At 67.8% G+C, this 11,341-nt stretch carries 11 protein-coding genes; 2 read left to right on the forward strand and 9 right to left on the reverse strand.

Features of this window, described 5'->3' with window-relative positions; genetic code table 11:
• Window positions 1–653 precede the first annotated feature (653 nt).
• From dgt to rsfS, 7 genes are all read right to left on the reverse strand, one after another.
• Entirely contained in the window at window positions 654–2,144 is a 1,491-nt protein-coding gene (gene dgt / locus HG543_RS28910) for a dGTP triphosphohydrolase (RefSeq protein WP_169348116.1), read from the reverse strand.
• Window positions 2,145–2,372: 228 nt separating this feature from the next.
• A complete protein-coding gene (locus HG543_RS54620; RefSeq protein ID WP_171818406.1) occupies window positions 2,373–3,074 on the reverse strand; it encodes a phosphoribosyltransferase family protein in 702 nt (233 codons plus the stop codon).
• A 215-nt stretch (window positions 3,075–3,289) separates the two neighbouring features.
• Window positions 3,290–4,831 carry a 2,3-bisphosphoglycerate-independent phosphoglycerate mutase gene (gpmI, locus tag HG543_RS28925; protein ID WP_169348117.1) on the reverse strand — a complete coding sequence of 514 codons (1,542 nt, stop codon included), beginning with the start codon at window positions 4,829–4,831 and terminating at the stop codon, window positions 3,290–3,292.
• Window positions 4,832–4,932: 101 nt separating this feature from the next.
• Complete coding sequence (locus HG543_RS28930; RefSeq protein ID WP_343073460.1) at window positions 4,933–5,733, reverse strand: GNAT family N-acetyltransferase; 801 nt, start codon at window positions 5,731–5,733, stop codon at window positions 4,933–4,935.
• Between the two features lies 1 nt (window position 5,734).
• Window positions 5,735–6,889, reverse strand: coding sequence for an RNA ligase RtcB family protein (locus HG543_RS28935; protein WP_169348118.1), 1,155 nt, complete (start codon window positions 6,887–6,889; stop codon window positions 5,735–5,737).
• An 85-nt stretch (window positions 6,890–6,974) separates the two neighbouring features.
• A complete protein-coding gene (locus tag HG543_RS28940) occupies window positions 6,975–7,439 on the reverse strand; it encodes a 23S rRNA (pseudouridine(1915)-N(3))-methyltransferase RlmH (protein ID WP_169348125.1) in 465 nt (154 codons plus the stop codon).
• Window positions 7,436–7,975, reverse strand: a complete 540-nt coding sequence (gene rsfS / locus HG543_RS28945; RefSeq protein WP_171818407.1) for a ribosome silencing factor — start codon at window positions 7,973–7,975, stop codon at window positions 7,436–7,438. Before rsfS ends, HG543_RS28940 begins: the two co-directional genes overlap by 4 nt.
• A 61-nt stretch (window positions 7,976–8,036) precedes the next feature.
• Here rsfS and HG543_RS28950 point away from each other — a divergent pair, with 61 nt between their 5' ends.
• Entirely contained in the window at window positions 8,037–8,351 is a 315-nt protein-coding gene (locus HG543_RS28950; protein ID WP_169348119.1) for a tetratricopeptide repeat protein, read from the forward strand.
• 36 nt (window positions 8,352–8,387) lie between these two features.
• Here the strand turns inward: HG543_RS28950 and HG543_RS28955 are convergent, their stop codons facing one another.
• Window positions 8,388–9,452: a hypothetical protein gene (locus tag HG543_RS28955; protein WP_169348120.1), complete on the reverse strand. Its 1,065-nt coding sequence runs from the start codon at window positions 9,450–9,452 to the stop codon at window positions 8,388–8,390.
• A 117-nt stretch (window positions 9,453–9,569) separates the two neighbouring features.
• Between HG543_RS28955 and HG543_RS28960 the strand changes: the two genes are divergently transcribed.
• Complete coding sequence (locus tag HG543_RS28960) at window positions 9,570–10,106, forward strand: hypothetical protein (RefSeq protein ID WP_171818408.1); 537 nt, start codon at window positions 9,570–9,572, stop codon at window positions 10,104–10,106.
• Between the two features lie 16 nt (window positions 10,107–10,122).
• Here the strand turns inward: HG543_RS28960 and HG543_RS28965 are convergent, their stop codons facing one another.
• On the reverse strand, window positions 10,123–11,226 hold the full coding sequence (locus HG543_RS28965) for a TetR family transcriptional regulator (protein ID WP_169348122.1): 1,104 nt from the start codon (window positions 11,224–11,226) through the stop codon (window positions 10,123–10,125).
• Between the last annotated feature and the right edge of the window lie 115 nt (window positions 11,227–11,341).

Here is an 11,341-nt window from a genome sequence, read left to right on the forward strand (position 1 = left end):
CAACATCGTCACTGAGATAAGAAAGGGGAAAGCCTCGGCGCTCGGCTTTGACAATTTCATGAACGCTGTACATCTTCATGAGACGATATGTGTGTCGTGCAAGTCGATTAGTTAGCCCTGCCCTGCGGGATGTCATCAATCGAAGAGTGCGGACAAGGACCCCTAAGGGATATGGGTTGTCAGGGAACTCCAGATCGACAATTCTACTGCTGAGTTCTTCGAGATATGCAGGGCGACACAGAATGCGACCTGTTTGCCAGGAATATGCAATGGAGTCCCAAGAAAAATAGGTTGTTCTAATGAGATCTCTTGGAGATGAGCCATTGATAGCTCCTGTTCTAAACGCCCAAGTCCGTTGCAGTGGCCATACATCGACACTGCCGCCGGACAACGCAAGGCGGTACCCTCCAAATCGATTGATGCGCGCATTCTTATTGCTAAAAAATCTATCAAATGCGCGCTCGCTTGATGCAACCACAACTAAGTCGACGTCGCTGCGGAAGTTTGAAGGCGAATTCAAGGCTAGGTCTCGGAGGACTCCTCCAAATAGCACTACCTCTCCCAACTGACCTAGGTCCGAGAGAAACGGTGCAAGTTCGCCTTGGGCGTAGTGCTTGACGACATAGCGCACCCGACGACGGACTAGGTCCAGGCTATTTGCTACCGCTAGGTCCACTTCGGAACGCCTCCAATTCGGCATGCAGAGCAAGCACGTAGTTGTCCGTCATGCCTGAAATCATGTCAGTCAGAAGTTGCGCCTCCCGATAGCGAATTGGGAGCCCCTTGGAACTCTGAGTACGGCCCTCAAATATCCTCCGATAGTTTTCTGAGATTCGGCTGTACACATACTGGGCAAAGGGCGTCTGTCGTTTCGAGTCAGGCTCGTCGTATTTCTCCCGGCTTGTTATCCCCTCCCATAGCATATCCATCAGCGTATAGATCGTATTATGACCCTTGAGTTCCAGCGCGAGCACTGACTTGTGACGATATGCATGCGTAAAGTCGAACCGTCTAAGAGCCTTTGCGAGGCTCTTGGCGGAACTGCACGAAATAAGGTCGCTGGAATGATCGCCCGCGATGATGTTGTTGTAATTTTTGCTAAATGCATTAAGTGTCGCATCGACCATTATTGAAATGGTGTTGACGCGAAATCTCTGCATGGTGCTGTCGTTTAGCTCTGAAGGAGAGAGCCCGTACGCTCGATGCTCGCTGTGTTTATTTCTGCCGAACTCGACCAAGCTTCTTGTTTGAGGATCGTCGGGGGCTTCCGCCTCAAGAAAGGCAAACAGGTCGGAAACTGATACGAGGCCTTTTTTGACTGCGTCCTCGGCATCAAGAATCAGATACGCCATGTCGTCACACGCCTCCATGAGCCATGTGAGCGGATGCCGCTTCCCCTGTGAGAGTCCAGTGTGCTCAAAGACCGTGGAAATAACACCACTCTCACTCTGGAAATAGCCGTGCTTCTTGGTTGCGGGATGGCTGTCGTCTGTCTTGTCGGATGAGGTTGGGTACTTGAGTACCGCAGCCAGCGTGGCCAGGGTGAGGTTTAGGCCGCGGTCATTGGTGACCGTCTGAAGCCGAGTTAAAAGCCTGAAGGTTTGTGCGTTTCCTTCAAACTTCAGGAAGTCATTGCGCATCGCCTGCGTGAGAGAACCAATATCCTTCTGTTTTTGCGGTCTCTCCGGATCATTTTTGGAAACACTGCAGGAATCAAAAATATCGGAGTGCTTTGCAAACCACTGCTGAATGGTGCGCTCGCCCTGATGGCCGAATGGTGGGTTGCCAAGATCATGCGCAAGGCCAACGGCTGCTAGAATGGGGGGCAGGATTCGAGCTGCGTTGGCAATGGTGTGAGTGTGGCCAAAACCATAAGCCAGAAATGTGCCCATTGCACGGGCAAGGTTCGAGACTTCATGACTGTGCGTCAGACGAGTCCGAACGCTATCATGAATCTCTAGAGGGAAAACTTGTGTCTTATCAGCAAGTCTGCGCACGGGCGTTGAAAACAGGATTCTATCGTAGTCCCGCTCCCACTCCGTGCGCCGCTCGACGGCATCTGCTTCTTCTGGGGATGTCGCATGTTGAGCATCGAGCCGTGAGATGCGCTTGCTTGTGAGTAGATTGTCCCATGTGAAGCTCATGCGGTATATCCCTCATGATTCCTTAGACTAGAAGCCGAACTGACTTAGCGCCTGAGATAGTCCGATATTCGAGACTAGTTGCTCTTGCAGCATGGAATAGGTGTGGTTCTAGCAACTCGTAGTGTTTTGACCTGCAGTATGGTAGTCCTGTACTTCGGGAGTGTTCGGTTCTTGCCGGGACTTCAAGCCGCTTTCGATCCTAGACGACGCCGGGGCAGCGGCAAGAAATCACGCCAGTGAGAAGGCCCGCGCCACGGTGAGCACCTCCACCCGTGTTGCTCCCGCGCCCCGCAGTGCCACGGCGGCCGCGCGTGCGGTGGCCCCCGTGGTGAACACATCGTCCACGAGCAAGACCTCGCGGCCCTTCACCATGGAGGACGCGGTGAAGGCGTCGGCCATGTTGTTCGCGCGCTCGGTCTCGCTCAGCCCCACCTGCCGCTGCGTCTCTCGGGTGCGCGTGAGCCAGCCCACCGGTGCCTCGCGGCCGATGCGCTTCGCCAGCACGCCCACGAGGAGCTGTGCCTGGTCGTACTTGCGCGCGTGATAGCGGCGCGTGTGCAGCGGCAGCGCCACCACGAACGCGGGAGCCTTGTCGAGGAAGCTCCGCGCCTCGTCCGCCAGCAATTCCCCCAGCGGCGCGGCCAGCTCCGGGTGGTCCTCGTACTTGAACCGATGGATGGCGCGCGCCAGAGGGCCCTCATGGGAGAAGGGCGCCCAGGCACGGGAGAACGGGGGCGGCGCCGCGCGGCAGCGATGACATCTGCCCCCGGGGAACGTCCCGGGCTCCGCGCAGGTGAGGCAGCACGCTGGAGGCAGCCGCTCCAGCGCGGTGTCGCACGTCTCGCAGAAGTGACTCCCGGCCCCCGGTAGCACCTTCGCGCAGGCGATGCACGCAGGCGGGTAGAGCAGGTCCAGCAGCGCGCTCAGCACCGGAACGCCTCCGTGTCCGTCATGGCAACGCTGGCGGCCCCCTCACCCTGACACGACACAGGCACGAGGAGGCTCACGGCAACGAGCCCCGCCGGTCGGGCAGTCCCATCACCCCTGCACGGCGTGGGCGCGAGGAGCCTCACGGCGGCAGGCTCCGCGGGTTCAGTTCTTTCGACCATGGCGGCCCACCATGCAAAACGTGGGCGCGGGGTTGCTCAGGGCAGCAGGCCCTGCCGGTTCATCTCCTTGGACTGCGGCAGTCCCATCACCTTGCACAGCGTGGGAGCGATGTCCGCGAGGATGCCGGGACGCAGCTTCTGTCCCCGGAACTCCGGGTGGATGAGATGGAAGGGCACCGGGTTGAGGGTGTGCGCGGTGTGCGGCTCGCCCGTCGTCGGGTCCACCATCTGCTCGCAGTTGCCGTGGTCGGCGGAGATGGCCATCACCCAGCCGTTGCGCTCGCACGCCTTGCCCAGCACGCCGAGGCACTCGTCCACCACGCGCACCGCCTGCATCGCCGCGTCCAGCCGGCCGCTGTGACCCACCATGTCCGGGTTGGCGAAGTTCACCAGCGCGAAGTCGTACGACCCCGAGTCGAGCCGGCGCACCAGCTCCGCCGTCACCTCGCGCGCGGACATCTCCGGCTTCAAGTCATACGTCTTCACGTCGCGCGGGCTGGGCACCAGGTGCCGGTCCTCGCCGGGGTACACCACCTCGCGGCCGCCGTTGAAGAAGAACGTCACGTGCGCGTACTTCTCCGTCTCCGCCGTGCGGAACTGGCGCAGGCCCTTGCGCGACAGCAGCTCCGGGAAGATGTCCTGCGGCTGGTCCGGCCCGAAGGCCACCGGCAGGTCGAACGTCTCGTCGTACTGGGTCATGCACACGTAGCGCCCCAGCCGCAGCCCACCTCGGTCGAACTCCTTGAAGTCCGGGTACGCCAGCGCCTTCGTCAGCTCACGCGCGCGGTCCGCGCGGAAGTTGAAGAAGAGGACGGTGTCTCCGTCCTGGATGCGGCCCACCGGCGTGCCGTCGCCGCTGGCCAGCACCGTGGGCTTCACGAACTCGTCCGTCACCTTCTCCGCGTAGGAGGCGCGGATGGCGCTCAGCGCGTCCGGCGCCTTGGGGCCGCGGCCGAACACCAGCGCGTCGTAGGCCAGGTGCACGCGGTCCCACCGCTTGTCGCGGTCCATGGCGTAGTAGCGCCCGCTCACCGTGGCGATGCGGCCCGCGTGCGTCTCGTGGAGGAAGCGCTCCAGTTCCTCGATGTAGCCCAGCGCGCTCTGCGGCGGCGTGTCGCGCCCGTCCAGGAAGGCGTGCACGTAGACATGCGGCACGGCCCGCTCGCGAGCCGCGCGCAGCAGCGCGTAGAGGTGCTCCATGGACGAGTGCACGCCGCCCGGAGACACGAGTCCCAGCAGGTGCAGCGCCTTGCCGTCCGCCTTCACGCCGTCCATGGCCGCGCGCAGCACGGGGTTCTGCGCGAGCTCGCCGGACTCGGCGGCGCGATTGATGCGCACCAGGTCCTGGTAGACGATGCGGCCCGCGCCGATGTTGGTGTGGCCCACCTCGGAGTTGCCCATCTGCCCCTCGGGGAGGCCCACCGCCAGCCCGGCCGTCTGCAGCTCGGTGAAGGGGTAGGGGCTCGCCAGCTTGTCGAGGTGCGGCGTGCCGGCCAGGAGGATGGCGTTCGAATCGCGCTCCTGGCGGATGCCCCAGCCATCCAGGATGCAGAGCAGGACCTTGTGCTTGGCAGTCATGCCCGAACCCTAACCACGCGGGCGTCGGGCGGAGAGCACAAAAGCGCCGCACCCCGTCCCGCCAGGGGGACGGGGCCTCCCCTCCCGAGACGCCCCACCGGTCACTGGTACTCGCGGAAGGCGCCACACGGCTCGAACCCGAGCCGGGCGTAGACGGGCTGGCCATCGGCCGATGCCTGGAGGGTCGCCGTGCGGTAGCCGGCTTCCCGGGCATCCAGCAGCGGTGCCAGGGTGAGCGCGGTGCCGATGCCGCGCCGCCGGGCGGCCTTCACCGTGGCCACCGAATAGAGCCCCGCCACCCCGTGCGCGAGAAAGCACTCGCTCGCGGCGACGGCCACGCCGTCCAGGTAGCCCACGTAGAAGCGGACGGGGCTGTCCGGTGCGAGCGCGACGCGCGCCGTCCTCGCGTAGAAGTCCATCACGCCCGGGTCCGGCGGGTCCCAGTTCGCGGCCAGCACCCGAGCGACATCCGCCAGCTCGCGCTCGGTGGAGACGCGGCGCAGGTCGAGCCCCGCCGGCACCGTGAGCGCTGGCAGCCGCGACAGGTCCGCGGCCATGCCCTGCTCGGCCTCGGCGTTCGCCAGTCCCTGCGCCGTCAGGCGCGTCTCCAGGTCCTCCGGCATCGCCCCCGGCCCCACCCACCAGGCGAAGGGGAAGCCCTTCTCCCGGAAGTGGCCAATCGCGGCGGAGATGCGCGCATCCGCGTCCTGGGGCCGCAGCCGTGCGCGGCACACGACGTTGAAGGTGTTGGAAGGGATACCGGAGTCCACGAGCAGCAGCCCGGGCTCGTCCTTCACGGTGGCTCCGGGAATCCGCCGCGCGAGGTACGTCATGTGCTCCACCATGTTGGCCTCCATGGCGGACGGCACGAGCGGGGAGCCCGGCTCGACGAAGGTCTTCACGCTATTCCTCCTGGGAGCGCGTCTTGTACGTCAGGACGGGGGCGAGCGTGGCCACCACGCGCACGAGGCCCGCCTCCACCAGGTCCGTCACCACGCGGTCGATGGGCTTGTACGCGGGCGGGGCCTCCTCGAACAGGAGGTCCTTGTTCTCACAGACGACGTGGCTCTTGAAGGAGGTGCGCGTGAGGGACTCCGCGGTGAAGCGCTCGCGCATGCGCTCGCGGGCGGAGGTGCGCGTCCACTTGCGGCCGGCGCCGTGCGCCAGGCTGTGCGCGCTGCCCAGGCCGTCTCCCACCGGCGCCACCAGGTAGCTCAGGGCGCCGCGGCTGCCGGGAATCACCACCGGCCCTTCGTCCGCCGGGGCCGCGCCCTTGCGGTGCAGCCACTGCGTCCTTCCCTCCACACGGCGGGGCGTCACGCTGTTGTGGCACACGTCCAAAACCCGCTGGCCCTGCGCGCCGATGCCGTCCAGCACCCGCCGCGCCACCAGCGCCCGGTTGGCCCGGCCCCACGCCACCGCGTGGTCATGCCTCGCGAGGTAGCGCAGCGCCTCCTCCGAGTCCTCCACCAGCCCGCCCGCCGCATGCCGGTCCACGTGGGCCCGGAGAATCGCCTCGCCCAGTCCCCGCGAGCCCGAGTGCACCAGCAACATCAGCCGGTCCGCCTCCAGCCCCAGCGCCGCGAAGACCTCCGCGTCGTGCACCGCCTCCACCCGCTGCACCTCCGCGAAGTGGTTGCCCCCGCCCACCGTGCCCAGCGCCAGTTCGAAGCCGGAGGCCTTCACGCCCTGCTCCTGGAGGAAGCCCTCCACGTCCCCGCTCCACGGCCCTTCCAAATCCAGCTTCGCCGCCCACCGCTCCGCCTTCGCCTTTCGCGCCGGCAGGTCCACGCTCCACAGGCCCATGCCGCAGCCGATGTCGTTGCCGACGAGGTAGGGATAGAAGAAGCCCTCGGACGTGAAGGCGGCGCCGACGGGGGCGCCCTTGCCGGGGTGCAGGTCCGGAAGCCCCACCGCCAGGCGCATGCCGGGCAGTCGCGCCATGGCTTCCAGCTGGCGCACGGCCTCGCCCTCTATCCAGGACTGGGGCGAGGCGATGACGCGGACGTGCGCCGGGGGCGCGGAGGAAGAATCGGTATTCGCGGCAGCGGTACTCATGCCCCCGCTGACGCCAGGCCGGTGCCGGCCCTGACGGGCTTCGCGGGCCAGGCCCCATACGGTGGGGCCCGGCCTGTCTGGTCGCCTACTTGTGGTAGGGCTCGCCCTTGAGAATGGTGAAGGCGCGGTAGAGCTGCTCGATGAGGACCACGCGCGCCAGCCGGTGCGGCAGCGTCATCTTCGACAGCGACAACGTCAGGTTCGCCGCCTCCCGCACCCGCTCGTCCAGCCCCTCGTCACCACCGATGACGAAGAGCAGGTCCTTCGCGCCCGTCTGCGCCTTGCCCACGTAGCGGCTCAGCTCCACCGAGTCGAGCAGCGAGCCGCGCTCGTCCAGCGCCACCACCCAGTCCTGCGGCTTGCGCTTCGCCAGAATCGCGTCGGCCTCCGCGGCCTTCGCCTCGCCGGGCTTGAGCTTCTTGCCACTCGCCTCGGGCAGCTCCACCAGCTCGAAGCGGGTGTAGTGCCCCAGGCGTTTGGCGTACTCCTGGACCGCGGGCTCGTACAGGCCCGAGCGGTCCCTGCCGATGGAGAGGAGACGGACCTTCAGGCCACCTTCTCCCGCGCCGCGTCGGCCCAGAGGCCCTCGAGGTCATAGTGCGCGCGCAGGTCCGTGAGGAACAGGTGCGCCACCACCTCGCCGTAGTCGAGCAGCACCCACTGGCCCGTCTCCAGACCCTCGGTGCCGATGGGGCGGTGGCCGCCCTCCTCGGACGTCTTGAGCTGGACCTGGACGTTCTCCGCCATGGCGCTCACCTGGCGGTCGCTCTCGCCGGAGGCAACGACGAAGTAGTCCGCGTAGGACGTCATCCCGCGCACGTCGAGGATGACGACGTCCAGCGCCTTCTTGTCCAGCAGGAGCTGGGCGATGCGCTGCGCCAGCGCCTTCGCCGCGGGGTTCTCCGCCGGGCCCACCTGCTGCTGTGGGGCGGGTGGCAGCTTCGCCTTCTTGCGCGCCGGAGCCCGGCCCGCGGTCTTCTTGCGCGCGGGGACCTTACCCGCCGCTCCCTTGCCTGCTGCCTTCTTCCGCGCCGCCGGTGCCCGGCCGGCGCTCTTTTTCGCGCTCGTCTTCTTCTTCGTGGCCATGTGTCGCGCACCCTAGCGCACCCTTGGCAAGGCGGCAGCGGTCCTCTATCTCGTGTTGTCCATGAGTGACGCCCGGCTGGAGCAGTTCAAGAAGATGGTGGCCGACTTCCCGGACTCCCCCATGAGTCATTTCTCCCTGGGGAAGCTGTACCTGGAACGCCGGCAGTACACCGAAGCCGCCCAGAGCCTCGAGTCCGCCGTCCGGCTGGACCCTGGCTATGCGGCCGCCCTCGTCGCCCTGGGGGACGCCTGGGCCGGGGCCGGGGAGACACAGAAGGCCCGGGACGCGTTCGCCCGCGCCAAGGAGCACGCCCTGGCCCAGGGGCACCCCGGCCTCGCCGAGGAAATCGACGAGCGCGTCGCCGACCTGGGCTGAGCCGGCCCGGAACGCCCCGTCCGAGGCCGGAGCGCGTCAGTCGCGCCAGGTGAAGCCCACGCCGAACACCTGGCGCGTGTAGGTGAGCGCGTTGCGGGGCAGCCGCGTGCTCCACAGGCCCCAGGACACCTCCACGTCCACCCGCTCCGTCACGGGGCGGGCCAGCTTCAGGGAGAGGGAGTTCTGCCCCTCGTCCTCCTCGATGAGGATGATTTGGGGGGACAGGTAGATGCCGTCCGGGTACGTGGTGTAGCCCAGCGAACCCTGCGCCAGCAGCGTCAGCTTCCAGGGCAGGCGCACCCCGGCGTTGCCGGTGACGCGGTGCCGCATCACCGTCTCCCCGAAGCTGTTGGAGGAGACCTCCTGATACGCGTACCCCAGCCCCAGCGCCACCGGGCCCCGGTACGTGTAGGAGACGCCGGCCGTGAGCCCCCCGTCCTCGCGCCGGCCCGGGGCGGCGGGGGCGGGCGTGTCGGGCGTGGCCGGCCGCGTCCGCGCCTGGGTGCCGAAGCCCCGCGAACCCCACTCGCCGAAGACGGACACGCTGTGCCGGCGGTTGAAGCGGTAGCGTCCCAGCACGCCGAACTCCGGCCCGCCGAAGTTGGCGGTGGAGTCCGGCCGGTAGACGAAGCGCCGGGCCCCCGCGCGCAGGCGCAGCGCCAGCCGCACGTCGGGTGCGTACTCGACGAAGGCGCTCGCCCCCAGGTCCGAGTACGCCCGCGAGCCACCCCGCCGGTCCTTCGCGTGTCCCTCCACGCCCAGTCCCAGCTCCGCGCCCAGGGCCAACGAGCCCTCCACCGCGCCGGAGTGCACCAGCGTGTCCTCGTCCGTGAAGCCCAGGTACTTGCGCAGCCCCAGCTCGTAGCGGCCCACCAGCTGGGAGCGCTCGAAGGTGGCGCGGCCCTCGGCGGAGCCCAGCAGGCTGAGGGCCTGGTCCAGGCCGGTGCTGGGGGTGTTCGCGTCGGAGAAGTCCCGCGACGCGTTGGTGTCCACCAGCACACGGCTGGTGGCCTTCAGCGAGCCCTCCCACTCGGCCGCGGACGCACCACTGGCGGCGAGCACGGTGAGGGCAAGCAGCAGGTGTGGACGAAGGCGGGCCACGGCGCGCGCACCATAGCCGGCCTCGCGCCTGCACGCCCCACTCGCGGGAGGGCGGGCCCGTCCGTCTGGCTGGTGGGAACCGTGACGGCCCCCCCCACCGCCCGATACACTCGATACATGCGTCTCGCGTCCCTTCTCGCGGCGGCCGCGCTGGGGCTGGCCGGCTGCGCGTCCTCCTCCTTCACCACCGAGCTGAAGGGCGAGATGACCGTGCCCGCGGGCCCCCCTGGCGGCACCACCGTCCTCAACGCCTTCCCCGCCATCAGCAGCTTCTCGGGGATGGACTTCAACGAGAACCAGGACTTCAAGAACCAGGGGCTTCGCAAGGACGAAGCCACGTCCGTCCACGTGAAGTCCGTGACGCTCAAGGTGCTCAGTCCCAATGACCAGGATTTCTCCTTCCTGGAGACGGTGGAGTTCTACGCCCGGGCCGGAGACCGCGAGGAGCGCATCGCCCGGCGGCAGGACGTCTCCCGGCTGAACCTCAAGCCACCCAACCCCGTCCTCGGGCTGGGGACGGATGGCGTGGAGCTGCAACCCTTCGTCTCCGCTCCCACCATGAGCATCATCGTCCGCGGCCGCGGCGTCATGCCGGAGCGCGAGGTGCGCCTGCAGGCGGTGGTGACGCTCGAGGTGGAGGGCGGGCTGCTGTAGCTCGGGCCCGCGCCCCTCAGGGCTTCTCCAGCTCGTGGGCCCGGCGCTCCAACGAGGAGGCGCGGCTGTCCAGCTCCCGGGCCAGCGCCTCCAGCCTCGCGGCCTCGGCCTCCATCGCCGCCAGGTCCACCGGCCCACCGGCCGCCAGCGCCTGGGCGCGCGCCGTCTCCACCTGGGGACGGCGGTCGCTGGCGCGAGGCTCGACGACGGGGTCTCTCGGGGTGCCGACAGTGCCCGGGTTGGGGCTTGGGGGTGGATTCGGGAGGGGAGTCGGGCCGCCCGGATCGTTGTCCTCCGTGGCGGGCGAGTTCGGCTGGCTGGGGAGAGGCGACCCGATGTCGGGCACTTCGCCCTGGAAGGAGGGGCTGCGTCCCCCGCGCGTGCTGCGCTCCACCTGCACGCGGTCACCGCTGAGCCGGACGCGCAGGCGGCGGTCCTGCTCGTCGAACATGGACTCCTCGCCGAGGAAGTCGTTCATGCGCCGGTCCAGGTCGCGCTCCTCGCGCACCTCAGTGATGCGGCCGCGCAGGGCCTTGAGCCGCTCGCGCACCTTGTCCTCGGTGTCGCGCAGGGTGTCCGCCTGCTCCAGCAGGTCCTCCGGGTCATCCCCCGCCGGGGCCGCCCGGTCCAACGCCGGCACGCGCGAGGCCGGCAGCGCCGCGCGGACCGCCTCGCGCTCGGCGCGCACCGAGCGCATGGCCTCCAACAGCTTCGCGCGCTGGGCGCGGTCCGTCGTCCCGTCCCACGCCGCGCGCAGCCGCGCCAGCTCGTCGGACAGCGCGGTGTGCAGCGCCAGGTGCGCGCGCTCCGACTCGCCCTCCGCCGCCGCCACCGACTGCGCCAGCCCGGTGAGCGAGCCGCTCAGCTCCTGCGAGCGCCGCAGCGCCGACTCCAGGTCCGTCCCCGCCGTCAGCCGCCCCTGGCGCTCCGCCTTCAGCGCCTCGATTTTCGCCGCCAGCCCATTCAGCTCGTCGCGCAACGCCTGCTGCTGGCCGCGCAGCGAGCGCACCTCCGAGCGCGCCGTCTGCGCCCGTCCACGCACGGCCTCCAGTCCGGACGCACCCCAGGCGGGTACGCCAGAAAGCAGGCACAGCAGGAGGGCGAGGAGGCGGGGGTTCATCGACGGGGCTTCCTGAGCAAGGCGGATGCCAGCCCTCCCACCGACTCCGGGGCCCCCCGGCCAGGAAAAGCCGAACGATTCCGGAGCCCTGGCGAAGCCGGGTGGAAGTGGGAGG

This window comes from Pyxidicoccus fallax, from assembly GCF_012933655.1.
GTDB lineage: Bacteria > Myxococcota > Myxococcia > Myxococcales > Myxococcaceae > Myxococcus > Myxococcus fallax.

What these genes read in the sequence shown, in the direction of transcription:
- HG543_RS28950 (WP_169348119.1), top strand. Translation starts at nt 8,037, where the DNA reads ATGAGTGACGCCCGGCTGGAGCAGTTCAAGAAGATGGTGGCCGACTTC.
- dgt (WP_169348116.1), bottom strand. Translation starts at nt 2,144, where the DNA reads ATGAGCTTCACATGGGACAATCTACTCACAAGCAAGCGCATCTCACGG.
- rsfS (WP_171818407.1), bottom strand. Translation starts at nt 7,975, where the DNA reads ATGGCCACGAAGAAGAAGACGAGCGCGAAAAAGAGCGCCGGCCGGGCA.
- HG543_RS28960 (WP_171818408.1), top strand. Translation starts at nt 9,570, where the DNA reads ATGCGTCTCGCGTCCCTTCTCGCGGCGGCCGCGCTGGGGCTGGCCGGC.
- HG543_RS28935 (WP_169348118.1), bottom strand. Translation starts at nt 6,889, where the DNA reads ATGAGTACCGCTGCCGCGAATACCGATTCTTCCTCCGCGCCCCCGGCG.
- gpmI (WP_169348117.1), bottom strand. Translation starts at nt 4,831, where the DNA reads ATGACTGCCAAGCACAAGGTCCTGCTCTGCATCCTGGATGGCTGGGGC.
- HG543_RS28965 (WP_169348122.1), bottom strand. Translation starts at nt 11,226, where the DNA reads ATGAACCCCCGCCTCCTCGCCCTCCTGCTGTGCCTGCTTTCTGGCGTA.